General features: G+C 70.4%; 18 protein-coding genes, 1 pseudogene and 1 riboswitch. Of the genes and pseudogenes, 9 read left to right on the plus strand and 10 right to left on the minus strand.

From position 1 onward, the window contains the following. The first annotated feature begins 229 nt into the window (after positions 1-229). Positions 230-487: a WhiB family transcriptional regulator gene (locus ACF1DX_RS05165; protein ID WP_030219886.1), complete on the plus strand. Its 258-nt coding sequence runs from the start codon at positions 230-232 to the stop codon at positions 485-487. A gap of 178 nt (positions 488-665) precedes the next feature. Here the strand turns inward: ACF1DX_RS05165 and ACF1DX_RS05170 are convergent, their stop codons facing one another. Next, on the minus strand, positions 666-2,132 hold the full coding sequence (locus ACF1DX_RS05170) for a sensor histidine kinase (RefSeq protein WP_391790452.1): 1,467 nt from the start codon (positions 2,130-2,132) through the stop codon (positions 666-668). A gap of 510 nt (positions 2,133-2,642) precedes the next feature. Between ACF1DX_RS05170 and nagB the strand changes: the two genes are divergently transcribed. The 7 genes from nagB to ACF1DX_RS05205 all read left to right on the plus strand — a co-directional run bounded on the left by nagB (position 2,643) and on the right by ACF1DX_RS05205 (position 10,712). After that, positions 2,643-3,428, plus strand: coding sequence for a glucosamine-6-phosphate deaminase (gene nagB / locus ACF1DX_RS05175; protein ID WP_391789877.1), 786 nt, complete (start codon positions 2,643-2,645; stop codon positions 3,426-3,428). 157 nt (positions 3,429-3,585) lie between these two features. Continuing rightward, positions 3,586-4,350 (plus strand): GntR family transcriptional regulator, encoded by a 765-nt coding sequence (locus tag ACF1DX_RS05180; RefSeq protein WP_030860249.1) that lies wholly within the window; start codon positions 3,586-3,588, stop codon positions 4,348-4,350. 206 nt (positions 4,351-4,556) lie between these two features. After that, a complete protein-coding gene (locus ACF1DX_RS05185) occupies positions 4,557-4,823 on the plus strand; it encodes a DUF3311 domain-containing protein (protein ID WP_391789878.1) in 267 nt (88 codons plus the stop codon). After that, positions 4,820-6,448 (plus strand): monocarboxylate uptake permease MctP, encoded by a 1,629-nt coding sequence (gene mctP / locus ACF1DX_RS05190; protein WP_391789879.1) that lies wholly within the window; start codon positions 4,820-4,822, stop codon positions 6,446-6,448. The genes ACF1DX_RS05185 and mctP overlap by 4 nt, the downstream gene beginning before the upstream one ends. Before the next feature lie 77 nt (positions 6,449-6,525). Next, a complete protein-coding gene (locus ACF1DX_RS05195; protein ID WP_391789880.1) occupies positions 6,526-7,032 on the plus strand; it encodes a GNAT family N-acetyltransferase in 507 nt (168 codons plus the stop codon). A gap of 22 nt (positions 7,033-7,054) precedes the next feature. Beyond that, positions 7,055-7,216, plus strand: a riboswitch (cobalamin riboswitch). A gap of 122 nt (positions 7,217-7,338) precedes the next feature. Continuing rightward, positions 7,339-9,699 (plus strand): ribonucleoside-diphosphate reductase subunit alpha, encoded by a 2,361-nt coding sequence (locus ACF1DX_RS05200; RefSeq protein WP_391789881.1) that lies wholly within the window; start codon positions 7,339-7,341, stop codon positions 9,697-9,699. Beyond that, on the plus strand, positions 9,699-10,712 hold the full coding sequence (locus ACF1DX_RS05205; RefSeq protein ID WP_391789882.1) for a ribonucleotide-diphosphate reductase subunit beta: 1,014 nt from the start codon (positions 9,699-9,701) through the stop codon (positions 10,710-10,712). Before ACF1DX_RS05200 ends, ACF1DX_RS05205 begins: the two co-directional genes overlap by 1 nt. A gap of 24 nt (positions 10,713-10,736) precedes the next feature. On the opposite strand, the gene ACF1DX_RS05210 is transcribed toward ACF1DX_RS05205, so the two are convergent. Beyond that, a complete protein-coding gene (locus ACF1DX_RS05210) occupies positions 10,737-10,961 on the minus strand; it encodes a hypothetical protein (RefSeq protein ID WP_391789883.1) in 225 nt (74 codons plus the stop codon). 92 nt (positions 10,962-11,053) lie between these two features. Here ACF1DX_RS05210 and ACF1DX_RS05215 point away from each other — a divergent pair, with 92 nt between their 5' ends. Then, positions 11,054-12,016, plus strand: coding sequence for a GlxA family transcriptional regulator (locus tag ACF1DX_RS05215; protein ID WP_391789884.1), 963 nt, complete (start codon positions 11,054-11,056; stop codon positions 12,014-12,016). Between the two features lie 16 nt (positions 12,017-12,032). Here the strand turns inward: ACF1DX_RS05215 and ACF1DX_RS05220 are convergent, their stop codons facing one another. The 8 genes and pseudogenes from ACF1DX_RS05220 to sigR form a co-directional block, all read right to left on the minus strand. Continuing rightward, a complete protein-coding gene (locus ACF1DX_RS05220; RefSeq protein WP_391789885.1) occupies positions 12,033-13,403 on the minus strand; it encodes a cytochrome P450 in 1,371 nt (456 codons plus the stop codon). After that, the gene (cyc1, locus tag ACF1DX_RS05225) at positions 13,400-14,485 is read right to left on the minus strand and encodes an epi-isozizaene synthase (RefSeq protein WP_391789886.1); all 1,086 of its coding nucleotides are present in this window, start codon (positions 14,483-14,485) and stop codon (positions 13,400-13,402) included. The genes ACF1DX_RS05220 and cyc1 overlap by 4 nt, the downstream gene beginning before the upstream one ends. A 220-nt stretch (positions 14,486-14,705) precedes the next feature. After that, positions 14,706-15,356 carry a peptide deformylase gene (gene def, locus ACF1DX_RS05230; RefSeq protein WP_391789887.1) on the minus strand — a complete coding sequence of 217 codons (651 nt, stop codon included), beginning with the start codon at positions 15,354-15,356 and terminating at the stop codon, positions 14,706-14,708. A 151-nt stretch (positions 15,357-15,507) separates the two neighbouring features. After that, positions 15,508-16,488 (minus strand): hypothetical protein, encoded by a 981-nt coding sequence (locus tag ACF1DX_RS05235; RefSeq protein WP_030860234.1) that lies wholly within the window; start codon positions 16,486-16,488, stop codon positions 15,508-15,510. Positions 16,489-16,590: 102 nt separating this feature from the next. Beyond that, the gene (locus ACF1DX_RS05240; protein WP_391789888.1) at positions 16,591-17,892 is read right to left on the minus strand and encodes an HD-GYP domain-containing protein; all 1,302 of its coding nucleotides are present in this window, start codon (positions 17,890-17,892) and stop codon (positions 16,591-16,593) included. Positions 17,893-18,137: 245 nt separating this feature from the next. Further along, positions 18,138-19,520 (minus strand): annotated as a pseudogene (locus ACF1DX_RS05245) (HD-GYP domain-containing protein); the annotation flags it as partial. A gap of 145 nt (positions 19,521-19,665) precedes the next feature. Continuing rightward, positions 19,666-19,977, minus strand: coding sequence for a mycothiol system anti-sigma-R factor (rsrA, locus tag ACF1DX_RS05250; RefSeq protein WP_085575468.1), 312 nt, complete (start codon positions 19,975-19,977; stop codon positions 19,666-19,668). Then, positions 19,974-20,660, minus strand: coding sequence for an RNA polymerase sigma factor SigR (sigR, locus tag ACF1DX_RS05255; protein WP_030860226.1), 687 nt, complete (start codon positions 20,658-20,660; stop codon positions 19,974-19,976). Before sigR ends, rsrA begins: the two co-directional genes overlap by 4 nt. Between the last annotated feature and the right edge of the window lie 187 nt (positions 20,661-20,847).

The following is a 20,847-nucleotide window of genomic DNA, read 5'->3' on the forward strand; positions in this document are numbered from 1 at the left end:
TCAAAAAAAACTTTCCGGAAGGGGTTGTATCCGCCGCCGAGGTTTGCGAGTCTCTTCTTGGCGATCGGGACGGCCCGCAACACCGGCCTCGACAGATCACCGGAACCCCTCTTCAAACCCAAGGACGACGCCAGTGAACCTGGCGGTCGGCCCTTCCCTTGTCGAGGGATTCGTGAAAGCGTTCACATTCACAAGCAATCGCAGTACATACCCAGGAGAGGTAGCAGCCATGGACTGGCGTCACAACGCCGTTTGCCGCGAGGAAGACCCCGAGCTCTTCTTCCCCATCGGCAACACCGGTCCTGCGCTGCTGCAGATCGAGGAAGCCAAGGCCGTCTGCCGTCGCTGCCCGGTGATCGAGAGCTGCCTGCAGTGGGCACTCGAGTCCGGTCAGGACAGCGGCGTCTGGGGTGGTCTCAGCGAGGACGAGCGTCGCGCGATGAAGCGCCGTGCCGCCCGCAACCGGGCCCGTCAGGCATCCGCCTGACAACCCACCCCTGCTGACAGCCTGAGCTTGGCGGCGCGTACGGCGCGTACGCATCTCCCGCCCCGAGCCGCAGCGCGCAGTTGAGCAAGAGCCCCGGACCGCTTTCAGCGGTCCGGGGCTCTTCGCCGTCCACGCGTGTCCGCACACGTCCCTGCACACGCGTGCGGGTCCGCGCCCGCTACTTGTCCGACTGCACCGGGATGTCCAGGATCACCCTGGTCCCCCGCTCCGGCGCCGGCACCATGTCGAAGGTTCCGCCCAACTCGCCCTCCACCAGGGTCCGTACGATCTGCAGACCGAGATTGCCCGCGGTGTGCGGGTCGAAGCCCTCGGGCAGACCCACGCCGTCGTCCTGCACGGTGACCAGCAGGCGGGTCTCCTTGGTGGTGCCGCCGCGGACCGCCGACACCTCGACGGTGCCGGTCTCGCCCTCGCGGAAGCCGTGCTCCAGGGCGTTCTGCAGCACCTCGGTCAGCACCATCGACAGCGGGGTGGCGACCTCGGCGTCGAGTATGCCGAAGCGGCCCGTGCGCCGGCCGGTGACCTTGCCCGGGGAGATCTCGGCGACCATCGCGAGGACACGGTCGGCGATCTCGTCGAACTCCACGCGCTCGTCCAGGTTCTGGGACAGCGTCTCGTGCACGATCGCGATGGACCCCACCCGTCGCACCGCCTCCTCCAGGGCCGCACGGCCGCGCTCGGACCCGATGCGCCGTGCCTGCAGGCGCAGCAGCGCCGCCACCGTCTGGAGGTTGTTCTTCACCCGGTGGTGGATCTCCCGGATGGTCGCGTCCTTGGTGATCAACTCGCGTTCGCGGCGGCGGAGTTCCGTGACGTCACGGAGCAGCACCAGCGAACCGATGCGCGTCCCCTTCGGCTTGAGCGGGATCGCCCGGAACTGGATCACCCCGTCGTGCGCCTCGATCTCGAACTCGCGCGGCGCCCAGCCGCTGGCGACCTTGGCCAGCGCCTCGTCCACCGGCCCGCGGGAGGGGGCCAGTTCGGCGGTGGTCCGGCCGAGGTGATGTCCCACCAGGTCCGCGGCGAGACCCATGCGGTGGTACGCGGACAGGGCGTTCGGGGAGGCGTACTGGACGATGCCGTCGGCGTCGAGGCGGATCAGCCCGTCGCCGACCCGGGGCGAGGCGTCCATCTCGAGCTGCTGGTTCGCGAACGGGAAGGCGCCGGCCGCGATCATCTGCGCGAGGTCCGAGGCGCTCTGGAGGTAGGTGAGCTCCAGCCGGCTCGGGGTGCGCACGGTGAGCAGGTTGGTGTTGCGCGCGATCACGCCGAGGACGCGCCCCTCACGCCGCACGGGAATGGACTCGACCCGTACGGGGACCTCCTCGCGCCACTCCGGGTCCCCCTCGCGCACGATCCGGCCCTCGTCCAGGGCCGCGTCCAGCATGGGGCGGCGTCCGCGCGGGACGAGATGGCCGACCATGTCGTCCTGGTAGGAGGTCGGGCCGGTGTTGGGCCGCATCTGGGCGACGGAGACGTAGCGGGTGCCGTCATGGGTGGGGACCCACAGGACCAGGTCGGCGAAGGAGAGGTCGGAGAGCAGCTGCCACTCCGAGACCAGCAGGTGGAGCCACTCGAGATCGGTGTCGTCGAGGGCGGTGTGCTGGCGTACGAGTTCGTTCATGGAGGGCACGTCAGCGAGCGTACCCGGGGGCCGGCACCACCTCCGAGAACACCCGCGGGCCGCGGCGCCTGAGAGGGACCCTCAACCCTCCCGGCACCGCAGCCCGGAGCAACATCGGCCGTGGGGTGTGCGGTCCCGGTCGGCCGAGGGACGAGGAGCCGGGGCAGTCAGGGCAGAGAGCTCCGGTTCCTCGGTTCCGCCTTCCTGTGCGGGGAAGGCAGGCTTGGTGCGTCCTGCTACGCATTGTGGACTAGACCACTGTCCCTGTAAATGCGTCGGACCGATTACGTCGGACGCCGTTCATCCCACCGGGGCCGCACGGGCGTCCGTCACGCAGCCTAACCCGTGGGGTTCCCGCGCGGGGCCGGTCGGACAGGGCAATTTCGGCGCGCGGCCGGCGTGCCCGCTCTGTTAGATTGAGATTGGTCTAAACCACATTGCACCACCCTACGGATCCGTGCTCGCGGATCCGGTCCCAGTCGGCTCCTCCTCAAGATCGGCAGGCCCACCGTGGAAGTTGTCATCGTTGCGGACGCCAAGGCGGGCGGCGAGCTCATCGCCGGGGCCATGGCACAGCTCCTGCGACGCAAGCCCGACGCCCTGCTGGGCGTGGCGACCGGTTCGACGCCGCTGCCCGTCTACCAGGCGCTGGCGGCCCAGGTGGAATCCGGCGCCGTGGACACCTCCCGGGCACGGATCGCCCAGCTCGACGAGTACGTGGGGCTGCCCGCCGACCACCCCGAGTCCTACCGCTCGGTGCTGCGGCGCGAGGTGCTGGAGCCGCTCGGGATCGGGATGGACGCCTTCATGGGCCCCGACGGCACCGCCGAGGACGTGCAGGGCGCGTGCGAGGCGTACGACAGGGAGCTGGCCGTGGCCGGCGGCGTGGACCTCCAGCTCCTCGGGATCGGCACGGACGGGCACATCGGGTTCAACGAGCCCTGCTCCTCGCTCGCCTCCCGCACCCGGATCAAGACGCTGACCGAGCAGACCCGGGTGGACAACGCCCGCTTCTTCGACGGCGACATCGACCAGGTCCCGCACCACGTCATCACCCAGGGCATCGGCACCATCCTGGAGGCCCGTCACCTGGTCCTGCTCGCCACCGGCGAGGGCAAGGCGGACGCGGTCGCCGCGACCGTCGAGGGGCCGGTGGCGGCGGTGTGTCCCGCGTCCGCGCTCCAGTTGCACCCGCACGCCACGGTGGTCGTCGACGAGGCCGCCGCCGCCAAGCTGAAGCTCGCCGACTACTTCCGGCACACCTACGCCAACAAGCCGGAGTGGCAGGGGATCTGACCGCCCCTCGTGGTCTGGACCAGCCCCCGCCCCAGGGGTATACAAAGGGGATCACGGAGCGGGCGGGGCACACCCCCGCCCCGAGCCGTGCCACGATGTCAGCCGCGGCCGATGGGGATGTCGGTCGTTTCGGCACCCGGAGCCGGGAAGGCAGAGCATGAGCACCGACGTCAGCAGTACGGAGAACGAGGGTGGGCCCACGGTCCGTACCGCGCGTGTGCCTAAGTACTACCGGCTGAAGAAGCACCTGCTCGACATGACCGAGACGGCGCCTCCCGGCACTCCGGTCCCGCCCGAGCGCACCCTGGCGGCGGAGTTCGACACCTCGCGCACCACCGTGCGCCAGGCGCTCTCGGAACTGGTCGTCGAGGGGCGCCTGGAACGCATCCAGGGCAAGGGGACCTTCGTCGCCAAGCCCAAGGTCTCCCAGGCGCTCCAGCTCACGTCGTACACCGAGGACATGCGTGCCCAGGGCCTGGAGCCCACCTCGCAACTGCTGGACCTCGGCTACATCACCGCCGACGACCGGCTCGCCGGGCTGCTCGACATCACGGCCGGCGGGCGGGTGCTGCGCATCGAGCGGCTGCGCATGGCCAACGGTGAGCCGATGGCCATCGAGACCACCCACCTGAGCGCCAAGCGCTTCCCCGCGCTGCGCCGCAGCCTGACGAAGTACACCTCCCTCTACACCGCCCTCGCCGAGGTGTACGACGTCCATCTCGCGGAGGCCGAGGAGACCATCGAGACCTCCCTGGCCACCCCGCGCGAGGCCGGCCTGCTCGGCACCGACGTCGGCCTGCCGATGCTGATGCTGTCCCGGCACTCACGGGACCGCGACGGACAGCCGGTGGAGTGGGTGCGGTCGGTGTACCGGGGCGACCGGTACAAGTTCGTCGCGCGCCTGAAGCGCCCCCAGGACTGAGCCCGGACCGTCCCCGCGGCCGTGCTTTCGGCGGGGCCGCAAAACCCGGCGAAGCGGGCGGTCGGCAGGGTTTTCGTTGCTGTTTCCTCTCGGTTGAGCGGCGCCTGGGTACCGCTATGCGGACGAGGGGTTACGACCGTGCTACGCCCTGACCTACATTTCCGCGCATCAACGCCGGTGATCAGTGAGGGGACGGGAACCGTCTGATGTCACAAGCCCCAGAAACCGCAGGAGGGCCGGTGGTGACGCCCGTGCGCGTCGTCATCGCCCTCTGTCTCGTCGCACCGTTCGTGGCCATGCTGTGGGTCGGGTCCTACGCGAAGACCGACCCGACGTTCATCGGCATCCCGTTCTTCTACTGGTACCAGATGCTGTGGGTGCTGGTCTCCACCGCCCTGACGATGATCGCGTACAAGCTCTGGCAGCGTGACCAGCGCGCCCGCTCGGCCGCGAAGGGCGGTGCGTCGCAGTGAACGACGGCGTGAACGGCGTGGCACTCGCCGTCTTCATCTTCTTCTTCCTGCTGGTCACGGCCATGGGGTTCATGGCCGCGCGCTGGCGCAAGGCCGAGAACGAGCACAGCCTCGACGAGTGGGGCCTGGGCGGCCGGTCGTTCGGTACCTGGGTCACCTGGTTCCTGCTCGGCGGCGACCTGTACACCGCGTACACGTTCGTGGCCGTACCGGCGGCGATCTACGCGGCGGGCGCGGCCGGCTTCTTCGCGGTGCCGTACACGATCCTGGTGTACCCGCTGATCTTCACCTTCCTGCCCCGGCTGTGGTCGGTGTCGCACAAGCACGGCTACGTCACGACGTCCGACTTCGTGCGCGGCCGGTTCGGCTCGAAGGGACTGTCGCTGGCCGTCGCGGTCACCGGCATCCTGGCCACGATGCCGTACATCGCGCTCCAGCTGGTCGGCATCCAGGCCGTGCTGGACGTGATGGGCGTCGGCGGCGGCGAGGACACCAACTGGTTCGTCAAGGACCTGCCGCTGCTGATCGCCTTCGGTGTGCTGGCGGCGTACACGTACTCGTCGGGTCTGCGGGCCCCCGCGCTGATCGCGTTCGTCAAGGACACGCTGATCTACATCGTGATCGCGGTGGCGATCATCTACATCCCGATCAAGCTGGGCGGCTTCGACGAGATCTTCGCCAAGGCGAGCGAGGCGTACAGCCAGACCAACCCGGCCACGGGCGCGCCGCGCGGTGCGCTGGTGCCGGGCGAGGCGGGCCAGTGGACGTACGCCACGCTGGCGCTCGGCTCGGCGCTCGCGCTGTTCATGTACCCGCACTCGATCACGGCGACGCTCTCCTCGCGCAGCCGTGAGGTGATCCGCCGCAACACCACGATCCTGCCGTTGTACTCCCTGATGCTGGGCCTGCTGGCGCTGCTCGGCTTCATGGCGATCGCGGCCGGGGTCAAGGTCGGCAACGGCCAGCTGGCGATCCCGCAGCTGTTCGAGAACATGTTCCCGGACTGGTTCGCGGGCGTGGCCTTCGCGGCCATCGGCATCGGCGCGCTGGTGCCGGCGGCGATCATGTCGATCGCGGCGGCGAACCTCTTCACCCGCAACATCTACAAGGACTTCATCAAGCCGGACGCGACGCCGAAGCAGGAGACCCAGGTCTCCAAGATCGTGTCCCTGCTGGTGAAGGTGGGCGCGCTGGTCTTCGTCCTGACCATGGACAAGACGGTCGCGATCAACTTCCAGCTCCTCGGCGGCATCTGGATCCTGCAGACCTTCCCGGCGCTGGTGGGCGGCCTGTTCACCCGCTGGTTCCACCGCTGGGCGCTGATCGGCGGCTGGGCGGTCGGCATGATCTACGGCACGGTCGCCGCGTACGGGGTGGCCTCGCCGACGCAGAAGCACTTCGGCGGGTCGTCGGAGGAGATCCCGGGCATCGGGGAGATCGGCTACATCGGCCTCACCGCGTTCGTGCTCAACGTCCTGGTCACGGTCGTCCTGACCTTCGTCATGAGGGCGCTCAAGGCGCCCGAGGGCATCGACGAGACCAGGCCGCAGGACTACACGGCGGACGCGGGCGACCCCGGTGTCCAGGTGGAGCTCCCGCCGGCCACGGCGGGCAGCGCGCACTGACCCCCGGTGAGCCGGGACGACGGGCCGTCGGAGAAATCCGGCGGCCCGTCGTCGTACCCGTCCGGCACACTCCCCTCATGGACATCGTCATCCGGCCGGTGGAGCCCGGCGAGCACGCGGAGCTCGGTGAGATCACCGCGCAGGCCTATCTGCTGGACGGACTGCTCGACTTCGGGGAGAGCGACACGTACCTCGGTGAGCTGCGGAACGTGGGGAAGCGGGCGGCCGCCGCCGAGGTGCTGGTCGCCGTGGCGGACGGGACGGTGCTGGGCGGGGTGACCTTCGTGCCGGGCCCCGGCCCGATGGCCGACATAGCGGGGCCGGGCGAGGCGGAGATCCGGATGCTCGCGGTCGCCCGCGCGGTCCGGGGCAGGGGCGCCGGGGAGGCCCTGGTGCGGGCCTGCGTGGACCGGGCGCGGGCCACCGGGGGCTGCGTACGGGTCGTGCTGTCGACCCAGCGCACCATGCACGCCGCCCACCGCATCTACGAACGGCTCGGTTTCACCCGCACCCCGGAGCGCGACTGGGGCCCCCTTGCGGAGCGTCCGGACCTCACTCTCCTCACCTACGAGTTGACGCTCTGACACCTCCGCGACACAACATATGGGGTTGCCGACGACACCCGGCACAAGATGTATGCTCATGCTCGCTGTCGTCGCAGGGGAATCCGGTGTGAATCCGGAACTGTCCCGCAACGGTGTACCCATGCCCGCGTACGCGTGTGCCTGGGCGTCAGTCCGAGGACCTGCCGACAGCGCACCCGGCCGTCCGGTCCGGGTGCGTGGACGTCCGGGCCTCGCGGAATGGGCCGGTGGACGCGACGCCGCGTGCGCTCGTGTACTGCCCCCTGCGCTCTTCGAGGCCCCGTGCCGAGCGAGGGAGAGCCCCACGTGACCATCGCGCCAGCCGATCCGGCCTCAGTGATCGACGTGCCCGAGGAGAGCGGCGGCCCCGGTGCCGCGCTGCTGCGGACCCTGACCGAGCTGACCGCCGACCTGCCCGACGCCGACCCCGGCCGGGTCGCCGCCGCCGCGCTGCGCGGCCGGTCCGCCTCCGCCGACGAGGCGGAGCTGCGGGAGCTGGCCACCGAGGCGGCGGCCGGGCTGATCTCCGAGGACCCGGCCTACTCCCGGCTCGCCGCCCGGCTGCTGACCATCGGCATCCGCGCCGAGGCCGCCTCGCAGGGCGTCACCTCGTTCACCGGGTCCGTCGCGACCGGGCACCGCGAGGGTCTGATCGCCGACCGGACCGCCGCGTTCGTCCGCCTGCACGCGGACCGCCTGGACGCGCTGATCGACCCCGGGGCCGACGACCGCTTCGGCTACTTCGGCCTGCGCACCCTGCACAGCCGCTACCTGCTGCGGCACCCGGTCACCCGCAAGGTCGTCGAGACGCCCCAGCACTTCCTGCTGCGGGTCGCCGCCGGACTCGCCGAGGACGACAGCGCCCGCTCCGTGGACGAGGTCGCCGCGCTGTACGGGCTGATGAGCCGCCTGGACTACCTGCCCTCCTCCCCCACCCTGTTCAACTCCGGCACGCGGCACCCGCAGATGTCGTCCTGCTACCTCCTCGACTCCCCCAAGGACGAGCTGGACTCGATCTACGACCGCTACCACCAGGTCGCCCGCCTCTCCAAGCACGCCGGCGGCATCGGCCTGTCGTACTCCCGTATCCGCGCCCGGGGTTCGCTGATCCGCGGCACCAACGGGCACTCCAACGGCATCGTCCCGTTCCTGAAGACGCTCGACGCCTCGGTCGCCGCCGTGAACCAGGGCGGCCGGCGCAAGGGCGCGGCAGCCGTCTACCTGGAGACCTGGCACTTGGACATCGAGGAGTTCCTGGAGCTGCGCGACAACACCGGCGAGGACGCCCGCCGCACCCACAACCTGAACCTCGCGCACTGGGTGCCGGACGAGTTCATGCGCCGGGTGAACGCCGACGCGCCCTGGTCGCTGTTCTCCCCCGCGGACGTGCCCGAACTGGTCGACCTGTGGGGCGAGGAGTTCGACGCGGCGTACCGGGCCGCCGAGGCGAAGGGCCTGGCGAGGAAGACCCTCCCGGCCCGCGAGCTGTACGGCCGCATGATGCGCACCCTCGCGCAGACCGGCAACGGCTGGATGACCTTCAAGGACGCCGCCAACCGCACGGCGAACCAGACCGCCGAGCCGGGCCACGTCATCCACTCCTCGAACCTCTGCACGGAGATCCTGGAGGTCACCGACGACGGGGAGACGGCGGTCTGCAACCTGGGATCGGTCAACCTCGGCGCCTTCGTGGACCGGGGGGACATCGACTGGGAGCGCCTCGACGAGACGGTGCGCACCGCCGTGACGTTCCTCGACCGGGTCGTCGACATCAACTTCTACCCGACCGAGCAGGCGGGCCGCTCCAACGCCAAGTGGCGTCCCGTCGGTCTCGGCGCCATGGGCCTGCAGGACGTCTTCTTCAAGCTGCGGCTGCCCTTCGACTCCCCCGAGGCGAAGGCGCTGTCCACGAGGATCGCCGAGCGGATCATGCTCGCCGCGTACGAGACCTCCGCCGACCTGGCCGAGCGGGACGGCCCGCTCCCGGCCTGGGAGAAGACCCGTACCGCCCGGGGCGTGCTGCACCCCGACCACTACGACACCGACCTGACCTGGCCGGAGCGCTGGGTGGCGCTGCGGACGCGGATCGCCTCCGTCGGGATGCGCAACTCGCTGCTCCTGGCGATCGCGCCCACCGCCACCATCGCGTCGATCGCGGGCGTGTACGAGTGCATCGAGCCGCAGGTGTCCAACCTGTTCAAGCGCGAGACGCTGTCCGGGGAGTTCCTCCAGGTCAACTCGTACCTGGTGGACGATCTGAAGCGGCTCGGCGTGTGGGACGCCCGCACCCGTGAGGCGCTGCGCGAGGCCAACGGCTCCGTGCAGGACTTCGCGTGGATCCCCGAGGACGTGCGGCGGCTGTACCGCACGGCGTGGGAGATCCCGCAGCGCGGTCTGATCGACATGGCCGCCGCCCGCACCCCGTTCCTGGACCAGGCGCAGTCGCTCAACCTGTTCCTGGAGACGCCCACCATCGGCAAGCTCTCCTCGATGTACGCGTACGCCTGGAAGCAGGGCCTGAAGACCACGTACTACCTGCGCTCGCGCCCGGCGACCCGGATCGCCCGCGCGGCGGCCCGCACCACCGTCCCCGTCCCGCAGGCGGCCGACCCCGAGGCCGTCGCCTGCTCCCTGGAAAACCCCGAGTCCTGCGAGGCCTGCCAGTAATGACCAGCACCACGAAGAACCTGCTCGACCCGGGCTTCGAGCTGACGCTCCGCCCCATGCGTTACCCGGACTTCTACGAGCGCTACCGGGACGCCATCAAGAACACCTGGCACGTGGAGGAGGTCGACCTCCACTCGGACGTCGCCGACCTGGCGAAGCTCAGCCCCGAGGAGCAGCACCTGATCGGCCGGCTGGTCGCGTTCTTCGCGACGGGCGACTCGATCGTGGCGAACAACCTGGTGCTGACGCTCTACAAGCACATCAACTCCCCGGAGGCGCGGCTGTACCTGTCGCGGCAGCTCTTCGAGGAGGCGGTGCACGTCCAGTTCTACCTGACGCTGCTCGACACCTATCTGCCCGACCCGGACGACCGGGCGGCGGCCTTCGCGGCCGTGGAGAACATCCCGTCCATCCGGGAGAAGGCCGAGTTCTGCTTCAAGTGGATGGACTCGGTGGAGAAGCTTGACCGGCTGGAGACGCGGGCCGACCGCCGGCGCTTCCTGCTCAACCTGATCTGCTTCGCCGCGTGCATCGAGGGCCTGTTCTTCTACGGGGCGTTCGCCTACGTCTACTGGTTCCGCGGCCGGGGTCTGCTGCACGGGCTGGCGACCGGCACCAACTGGGTGTTCCGGGACGAGACGATGCACATGTCCTTCGCCTTCGACGTGGTCGACACCGTGCGCAAGGAGGAGCCGGAGCTGTTCGACGAGGAGCTGGGGCAGCAGGTCACCGACATGCTGCGCGAGGCGGTCGAGGCGGAGCTGCAGTTCGCGCGGGACCTGTGCGGGGACGGGCTGCCGGGCATGAACACCGAGTCGATGCGGCAGTACCTGGAGTGCGTCGCCGACCAGCGGCTGGTGCGGCTGGGCTTCGCGCCGGTGTACGGGTCGGAGAACCCGTTCTCCTTCATGGAGCTCCAGGGCGTCCAGGAGCTGACGAACTTCTTCGAGCGGCGCCCGTCCGCGTACCAGGTCGCCGTGGAGGGCACGGTCGACCTGGACGAGGACTTCTAGGGAGCCGGGCCTCCCGGTGCCGCCTCACGCCGCCCGTGCGGTGCGGTGGGGGGCGGCACCCCGCGCCGGGCGGGCGGCGGCCGGCCCGGTGCGGCGCTCGGCGGCGGCGCGGGCGGCCTCGGCCTGCCTGATCTGCCGGTCGATCCGCCGGTCGTGCGCGATGCCGATCAGGGCGGGGAGGATCATGAGGACGAACAGGCCGAGAACGGCCACCATCGCGATCAGTGCTTCCATCTGCGTCGTATCCATGACACCACTGTCGCGCCCGACACTCCTTACCGGCAGTGGCAGGACTGCCGTGCACCCTCGATTTACTGCCAAGGGCGCGGCACACTGGAGCCATGCTCCAGAACGTGGCCGCCGTCCTCCTCGACGGTGTGAACCCCTTCGAACTCGGTGTCGTCTGCGAGGTCTTCGGCGTCGACCGCAGCGACGACGGCCTGCCGGTCTACGACTTCGCCGTCGCCTCGGCCGACGGCCCGGCGGTGCGCACCAACGCGGGCTTCTCCCTCCAGGTCGAGCACGGTCTGGAGCGTCTGGAGACCGCGGACCTCATCGCCGTGCCCGCCGGTTCCTCCTACGTGTCCCGGGAGTTCCCGCCCGAACTGCTGGACGCCCTGCGCAGAGGGGTGGACCGGGGCGCGCGGGTGCTCAGCGTCTGCTCCGGGGTGTTCGTGCTCGCCGCCGCCGGACTCCTCGACGGCCGGCGTGCCGCCGCCCACTGGAAGCACGCGGAGGCGCTGACCAGGAAGTATCCCCATCTGACGGTCGAGCCGGATGTGCTCTACGTCGACGAGGACCCGGTGATCACCTCCGCGGGCACCGCCGCCGGCATCGACGCCTGTCTGCACCTGGTACGCAAGGAGCAGGGGCCGGAGGTCGCCAACAAGATCGCCCGGCGCATGGTGGTGCCCCCGCACCGCGACGGCGGGCAGGCCCAGTACATCGAGCGCCCGCTGCCGCGGTCCGGGGGCGACACCGTCTCCGAGGTCCTGGTGTGGATGGAGCGGCATCTCGACGAGGAGACCACCGTCGAGCAGCTCGCCGCCCGCGCCCACATGTCGCCGCGCACCTTCGCCCGCCGCTTCCAGCAGGAGACCGGCACCACGCCCTACCGCTGGATCCTGCGCCAGCGGGTACTGCTGGCGCAGCGTCTGCTGGAGGCGACGGACGAGACGGTGGACGCGATCGCGGGCCGTACCGGCTTCGGCAACGCGGCGGCGCTGCGCCACCACTTCGTCCGCGCCGTCGGTACGACGCCCCAGACCTACCGGCGCACGTTCAGGGGCCCTCAGGCCGCCTGAACGCGCGCCGCGCGGGTCAGCGGGGCACCGCCCGCAGCATCAGCCGACGCGGCCGGAGCGTGATGCCGATCCGGGGCCTGGCGTCGGAGCCGGGCGCGTGGTCGAAGCGGTAGGCGGAGGCGACCACCGCGGTGACGAGCGTGAGCTCAGCCATCGAGAAGTGGTCGCTGGGGCACTTGCGGTTGCCCACACTGAACGGACTCATCGCGTACTTGGGCACGTCCCCCGCCCGCTCGGGGAGCCACCGGTCGGGGTCGAACTCCTCGTGCCGCTCGTACGACCGCCGGTCGCGCTGGATCGCGTACGGACTGTAGATGAGGTCCGCGCCCTCGGGAATGCGGTATCCGCCGAGTTCCGTGTCGGCCACCGCGCGGCGCGTCAATATCCATACGGCCGGATACAGCCGCAGGGTCTCGACGACGACATTCGCGGTGTACGTCAGCTTTCGGACGTCCTCGAATGCGACCGGGCGGTCACCCACGACGGATTTCACCTCGTCGCGGATCTTGTCTCCGAGTTCCGGGTGCTCGGTGAGAACCAGGAGGAGCGACATGATCGTGGATCCGACGGTTTCACTGCCGGCGGTGATGATGGCGAGTACCTGGTCGTGGATCTCCTGTTCCCCTATGGGCTCGCCATTCTCGTCCTCCGCCTCCAGCAAAGCCGTCAGCAAATCGTTCGGTTTTTGACCGCTTGCCCGTCGGTCGGCGACGATCTCGTCGACCAGGACATGCAAATCGGCCAGCGCGCGGTTGAATTGCCGGTTGGCCGGAAGCGGCACCTTGTAGAGCGGTCCGAGCGGTACCACCATCCGCTGGTACATCCCGCCGAACAGCGTGGTGAGGTCGGCGCAGATGCGCTCCGCCCGGGCGTCCATGTAACTGCCGCGCATCAGGCAGCGGGCGGCCACCCGGACGGCCACGCGGAAGGACTCCGCCGTGACGTCCAGCACCTCGCCGCGGCGCCAGCGCTCCACGAGCGCGTACGCCTCCTCCGCCATGACCGGCCCGTACGCGGGGATGGCGTCGAGCCTGAACGCGGGCTGGATGGTGCGGCGCTGGCGCCGGTGCAGCGGGCCGTTGGCGGTGGCGACGCCCTCCTTGCCGAGCAGGTCCTCCAGGGACTCCCAGAGTGGTCCGGCGATGATGTAGTCGGGACTCAGCGCCACCGCCCCGGTGAGGGCGGGGGTGGTGACGGCGTACACCGTCTTCGGTCCGAGCTTGAGGCGCACCACGTCGCCGTGGTCGCGCAGCCGGGACATGAAGGACAGCGGATCGCGCGCCAGTTTCCAGCCGTGGCCCAGGACGGGGACGCCTCCGCCGGCCACGGGGGGCTCGCGCAGTCCGGCCTCCCCGGCCGTTTCGGGGTTCACCGACTCGACGGTCATGACTCACCTGCCGTTTCGTTGTCGACGTACGGGGGTGTGGACCGGTCGTCCCAGCTGTCGACCCGGTACCGGCCGGACTCGTGGTGGAACCAGTAGACGGAGCTGAACCAGTTCCGCATATTGCCGACGCAGGCGCGTACGGCGGCACTCGTTTCCTTTCCTCCCACCGTGCCGTCGTCGAGGGCGTCCGCAAAGCGCAGGGCGTCCCGTTCGGCGTCCTGGAATTCGCTGATGCATTCCTCGACGCGGCGCCTCATGTCCGTGATTGCCTCTTCGAGCGTGAGTTCCTCGTGGGTGATGAGACTGATGCCGAGATTGTGCACCTCACTGCCCGCTATTTCCTTCGGCAGGGAACAGAGGTCGTTGTACCAGGCGGCGAATTCCTGACTGAGCAGTGCCGCCTTCCGGTAGGCGGGGTACTTCCGTATCTCGTCCGGCAGTTCACTGCCCGCGCTCGGCTCCAGGAGATCGGTCCAGATCCAGTGCGCGAAGGTGAGCCGGCGCAGTTCCAGGTATTCCTCGACGGTGGGGACGATCCCCTCCGTACGGTTGTGGAACTCCCTGTCGTACGCCTCGATCACCTCGTGGAAGTGCCGGGCGAACCGGTCGTTCCAGCCGCCCGGCAGGAACGCGTACAGCCGCTCCACGCTGTCCGCGAGCCCCGCCACCACCGGATCCTCGTGGTCCAGGTGGTCACCGGGGCTGTCGAGGGCCCTGTGCAGCCGGTCCTTCAGCCGCAGCCAGGCGGCTGAGCGGCCGTGCACGATGTCGCGGTCGTGCCGGTCGTCCCAGACGAAGAACCACGCGCTGTAGTCCGCTATCGCCTGCAGGACGTCGTCGGGGGCGCCTATGTAGTAGCCCGCCATGAGATCGGTGTAGCACAGGCCATCGGCATATTCCTCCACCTTGTCCGCCGGCATGAGCCGCTTTTCGAGCAGCCACGCCCTGGTCGCCTGTTGAAGTCGGGGCCAATACGGGTGGAGTTGCCGGGGAAACGCCGCCTCGATCACCGGAAGAGACAGCGCCGGTGGAACTGCGATGGTGGTCGGTGTCGATGTGGTGCCGTGTGACAAAGCATGCACGAACAATCCCCTCTCTGCCGCCAGTCGGCGTGCGCCCGCCCCCGAGCCGGGCGCACGCCGTGCGTATCCCCGCACCTCCATTCAGCACCACAACTGACCGTTCTGGGAACGGATTTGCTTCTTTCGCCACTGCGGAGGTCGCACAGACGAACGGCGTCCGATCGAAAAGGTGCTCGATCGGACGCCGTTCGTGAGGAGAGGGAGGGGCCCCGAGGGCCGGTCAGTCGTTGGCCACCACGGGGTAACGCGGCTCGTTCTCGGCCATCTGCCGCAGCGCGTCCTTGCGTTCACGCTTGGACAGCCGGTCGATGTAGAGGTAGCCGTAGAGGTGGTCGGTCTCGTGCTGCAAACACCGTGCGAAGTAACCGGTGCCGCGTACCCGGACGGGGTTGCCCTTCTCGTCCTGGCCGGTCACTTCGGCGTAGTCGGGGCGGGCCAGCGGCATGTACGCCGTGGGCACCGACAGGCAGCCCTCGTTGCTGTCGTCCAGCCGGCGCTGCTCGGCGGGCAGTTCGACCAGCTTGGGGTTGCAGATCACGCCGACGTGCCGCACGCCCTCGTCGTCCGGGCAGTCGTAGACGAAGACCTTCTTGTCCACGCCGATCTGGTTGGCGGCCAGGCCCACGCCCTCGGCGGTGCGCTGGCTGGCGAACATGTCGGCGACCAGTTGCTGGAACTCGTCGCCGAAGTCCGTGACGTCCTTGCACTCCTGGTGCAGCACCGGGTTGCCGACCACGGTGATGGGGCGCGAGGTACCGCGCTCCCGCCACGCCGTCTCGCGCTCCTCGCAGTCCTCCGTGTCGATGACGTACCCCTCGCCGTCGACAGGGAGCACGCCCGCGTGCTGCTGATCGGTGTCCTGCTGAGCCATGACCGACGTACGCCTTCCTCAGTGAAACCCAGGTTGATGCTCGGTACAGGGTACGGGGAAACGCGTCCCGAAAGGGGCGGGGCCATATCGATGTGCGGCTCCGCCGCGTGGGCGCGGTCAACCCCCACGAACCTGCGGTCGGTGAACGGTCTCAGCACACCTCTTCGAGATCCCGCCAGTCCCGCGAGTCCGGACTGTCCGCGACCCACCCGTCCAGCAACCCCCGTACGAGGGAGGCAGGGGCGGCGACGCCGCATTCCCGCTCCGGCACCCACAGCTGCCCGTCCGTCCGGTGCCCCAGCGGCCCCGGATGCCCCGGCTCACTGTGATCGTGCGGATCCAGATGCTCGCCCTCCCCCTCGTCCGACGGCATCCGGGACTCCGAGCACATCCGGCACAGCAGCCGCACGGAGGACGACCAGTCCTCGGCCGCGAACCCGGCGTCGGAGGCCAGTTGCTCCAGTGCGTCCCGGTCGGCCTCGGTCGCGGCCTCCAACAGCACCACCCAGGTCGGCACCGGCGAGGGCGCCCACAACTCGATCTCGTCGAACACCGGGTAGGTGTGCCCGGCGGCGGTGCTCCGCTCCCCGTGCGGCACACCGTCGTGCAGGACGACCTCGCCCCAGCGGCGTCCGGAGGACGGCAGCGGAATGGACAGCACCTCGATCCGGGCGGGGTCGAGGCGCCGCCCCCACACGACCTCCGCCTCCCCCTCCGGGGACAGCCGTACGGCCGCGCTGCCCAGCTCCATGCCGAGGGGCTCGCCGGAGTCGGTGGCCGGTCCGGGCACCTTGAGTCCGTAGGCCTGCCAGGCCCGCCGGGCCAGCGGCCAGTCCTGCAGGGCGGTGGCGGCGATGCCGACGTTCCACCAGTCGGGAGCACCCGTGTCGCGGTCGAGCAGCGCCACGGCCCGCAGACCGGCCGACCGCGCCTGCTCCCAGTCGTGCCGGAACTTGTGCAGCAGCGCGAGGTTGAACCAGGACTCCGACAACCAGGGCTCCAGGTCGGCGGCACGGGTCAGCAGCGCGCCCGCGTCCTCGTACCGGCCGTCGCCGATGAGCGTGAACGCACGGTCCGTGGCCTGCCGCCAGGAGGCGGAGGGCCGGTGCCGTCCCTTGCCGAAGATCCTCACGATTCCCGCCTGCCAGTTCCGTCGGTGGGCTGGCCGTACCTGTCCGCGCCCCCGGACACCCTCTCCTTCGCATCCAACCACGTACGGCCGCGAGGGCGCTCATTACCCATGGGTTACCCAGCCTCGGCCGGGGTCAGACAGTCCCGTTCGTGGCCCTCGCCACGTTCGGCCCTGGTGTTCACGCGCCCCCTCCGTGTTCCGTGACAGCACCCGGGCCAGTGCTTCGACCACCTCCGGCGCGTACTCCCCGGCGGTTGTCAGGCGCAGTTCCTCCAGCGCGGTCAGCGGCCCGCCGGGTCCGCCTTCCCTGGACTTCTCCTCGTACGCGTTGACCACCCGGACGATACGTGCGGCGAGCGGCTGTTCCCGATGCGGGTCGGCCTGGCGTTCGACGATCGCGGCCACGCGCGGGTCCACCCCGGTCTGGCGCACCACGGCGCCGCCGAGCAGCGCGATCCGCCGCTGTTCGGTGACCGGCAGGACGGCGGTGGCGCCGTCGGGGACCGGGTCGACGAGGCTGAGCTGGCCGATGTCGTGCATCAGGGCGGCGTACTCCAGCACGGTCAGTTCGGGTTCGGTCAGCCCGAGGTCCCGCCCCACCGCCCGGCTGAGCGCGGCGACCCGGCGGGCGTGCCCGGCCGGGGTGTATCCGGCGATCTCGGTGGCCCGCGCGAGGGAGGTGATGGTCTGCCGGTAGGTGGCACGCACGGCGGCGTACCGCCGGTAGGAAAGCTGTGCGAGCAGCAGGGGTACGGAGAAGACGGGCAGCGCCCACAGCCCCACGACCGCGACCCCGAGCGCCATCACCGCGCCCGTGGCGATGACGGCGGCCCCGATGCCGGGCAGGGCCCGCAGTTCGTCGCGCAGCGTCGGCGGGAAGGGCCAACCGGTGCGGGAGTGGGTCAGCGCGGCGGCGAGGACGGCGTCGCACAGCGCGGTGAGGGAGAGCAGGGCGAGCAGGAGCAGCGCGTGGGCGGGGCCGCTCCAGCCGTCGAAGGTGCCCCGGTTGTACAGCGGCTGGAAGCACAGGGCGACGAAGCCGACGGTCAGCACCCTGCGGGCCGACGGGTCGAGGGCGGGGCCTTCACCGCGCCCGACGTGCGGCACGCTGCCGAGCAGGGACGCGGCGAGCACCACGGTGACGACCTGGGCGGCGCCGTGGTGGGTGGGCCGGGCCGCGGTCTCGCCGAGCAGGGCGTACGACAGTGAACCCGCGGCGGCGAGCGGCGCGGCCTCCCTGATCCGTGTCCCGTTGCGCCGGGTGAGCTCGCCGACGGCGATGAGCACCCCGAAGGCGAGGGCCGTACCGCGCTCCTCGACGCCGTCGTAGAGCGTGCTGCCCAGGGAACCGGCGGCGAGGACGGCGGCGCACAGGTGCACGACGGTGTGCAGCCGGGGCCTCATCGGCGCGTCCCTGGCCGGCCGACGACCGGCCCGGCGGCTCCGGGCAGGGCCGCGGGCCGTATGTCCCCGGTGGCGGACCGAGTGCCCTCGGTGGCGGACGACGTGCCACCGTCGGCGGGCCGCGTGTCACCGGGAGCCGATCGAATGCCGCCCGTGGCAGGCCCGGGGGCACCGGCGACCGGTCGCGTGCCACCGTCGGCGGGCCGCGTGTCACCGAGAACCGATCGAATGCCGCCCGTGGCAGGCCCGGGGGCACCGGCGACCGGTCGGGGGCCGTCGGGGGCGGGCCGCGTGTCACCGGGGGCGGGTCGTGCTTCGTCGGCGGTCACCGCCGAGTGCCAGCCGGACCGGCCGATCGCCCGGACCAGCGCGGCCACCATCCGCGGGTCGAAGTGGGCACCCGCGCACCGCCGGAGTTCCTCCAGCGCCACGGGCACGGGCCGTGCCCTGCTGTAGGAGCGGGTGGAGGTCATCGCGTCGAAGGCGTCGGCGACGGCGACCACCCGCGCGGACTCCGGGATCTGACCGCCCGCCAGCCCGTAGGGGTAGCCGGTGCCGTCCAGCCGTTCGTGGTGGTGCAGCACCGCCGCGCGGGCCTCGCCGAGGAAGGAGATCCCCCGCACCATCTCGTGCCCGTACTCGGGGTGCAGTTCGATCACCCGGCGCTCCTCGGGGGTCAGCGGGCCGTTCTTGGTGAGCAGCCGGGTGGGCACGCCGAGCTTGCCGACGTCGTGCAGGATGCCCGCGAAGCGGAGCATCTCGACGCGCTCGTCGTCCATGCCGAGTTCCCGCGCGATCATCATGGACGCCTGTCCGACGCGTTCACTGTGCCCGCGCGTGTAGCCGTCCTTGATGTCGACGGCCTGGACGAGGGCGCGGATCGTCGCCTGATGGGCGGCCCGTTCCCGGTGGTACTGGACGAACGCCCACCAGGAGACCCCCATCGGCGGCAGTACCAGCAGCGCGGCCACCGGGCCGTAGGGGCTGCGCCACAGCAGCGCCATCATGAGTCCGGCGAGGCCGTGCACGGTGATCGGGGCCAGCGACCCGAGGAACAGCCGCCACCAGGCGGCCGGTGCCGGAATCCGTCTCCCGCGCGGGAGCACGCCGGGCGCCGACGCCGGGATGCCGCCGTCCAGCAGGGTGAGCACCAGGCAGAACGCCAGCACCGCGGCCCCGGCCGTGCCGAGCGCGGCCGACACGTCGCAGTCCGCCACCGCGTCCCGGCCGCCGACCGCCAGATGGACCCGGCTCGCGGCCCATACGGCGAGCATCAGCCTGCCGGCCCGCCAGAGCCTGCGCGCCAGGTACGGGCATTGTTCCACGGGGAGCAGCAGCGCCCCGGGGAGCGCGACCAGCGCCGCGGCGGGCGGTGGCAGCAGGAAGGCCCCGGCGAGCAGGACGGGGTGAAAGGTTCCGCCCGGGTGCGGGGCGGCGACCGGACGCGATCGGGCGAGGCACTCGCAGCCCGCGTACAGCGCGGCGAGCAGGGCGACCGCCCACCAGGAGAAGCGGGTACCGCCCGGCGGTGACACCGGGACGGAGGGAACCAGCGGCAGTGGACAGAGCAGGCCCAGCACGGTGACACAGGCGACATACGCGCGGACCCGTGCCGGTAACGCCTCCATGTGCCCCTCCCCGACCGTGCCCGCCGACACCCGACCTGCCGTCTGCCAGGCTCTGGAGCCTAGGACCGCGAGGGGTGCCTCCACGGGCCGATAACCCGCGGATTAGCACGTTCGAGTGACACAGGGGCCGGGGAACCGCGGAGTGTCAGGACTCCTGCGGTGCGGCCGGCGAGGCCGTGACGTCCTGGTCGGGGACGGCCTGGCCGGAGCGGATCAGGTCGAGCCGGCCCATGACCTTGGAGCGCAGGTCGCCCGGCACGTCGTCCTGTCCGCAGCAGCGCTTGACCAGCTTCTTCACCGCCTGCTCGAGCCCGTACTTCTCCAGGCACGGCGAGCATTCCTCGAAGTGGTGCTCGAACTTCACACAGTCGGAATCCGGCATCTCACGGTCGAGGAACTCGTAGAGATGATCGAGGATTTCGCTGCAATCCGTCTCGTGCGGCTCTCCGCAGCTCATGACCCCGAGCCTTTCGCTTCGTTCGACTCTCCGGCGCCGGCCGGGACCAGTCCGCGCTCACGCGCGTAGTCCTCCAGCATGCCGCGCAGCTGACGGCGGCCACGGTGCAGCCGGGACATCACCGTACCGATGGGTGTCCCCATGATGTCCGCGATCTCCTTGTAGGCAAAGCCCTCGACATCGGCGAGATACACCGCGATGCGGAACTCCTCCGGGATCGCCTGGAGCGCTTCCTTGACGTCCGAGTCGGGCAGGTGGTCCAGCGCCTGCGACTCCGCGGAGCGCAGACCCGTGGACATGTGCGACTCGGCGCGCGCGAGCTGCCAGTCCTCGATCTCCTCGGCCGCGCTGCGCTGGGGTTCGCGCTGCTTCTTGCGGTACGAGTTGATGAAGGTGTTGGTGAGGATCCGGTACAGCCACGCCTTGAGGTTGGTGCCCTCACGGAACTGGTGGAAGGACGCGTACGCCTTGGCGTACGTCTCCTGCACCAGGTCCTCCGCGTCGGCCGGGTTGCGCGTCATGCGCAGCGCGGCCGAATACATCTGGTCGAGGAACTCGAGCGCGTCCCGCTCGAAGCGCGCGCTGCGCTCCGTGGTCGACTCCGCGCCCGTGCTGCCCTGGCCCTCGGGCTGCTCCGCCTGGCCGTGTTCGGTCCCTGCGTCGGTACCGGGAACCGGACCCACCTCCTCCAGAGTTGTCGTGAGACCGAAACCGGTCTCACCCGAATCGGAGGATAGACGACGATCCGGTCCACCCGCCGCCCGAACAGGGACGGTCTTGGCCGCGTGCAGCACCGTCCAGTCCAGATCGGCGCGGGCACTGCGACTCGGGCAGAAGGTCGAACCCATGCGGCGGACTTCCTCTCCTACG

Source organism: Streptomyces sp. NPDC014676, assembly GCF_043084105.1.
GTDB lineage: Bacteria > Actinomycetota > Actinomycetes > Streptomycetales > Streptomycetaceae > Streptomyces.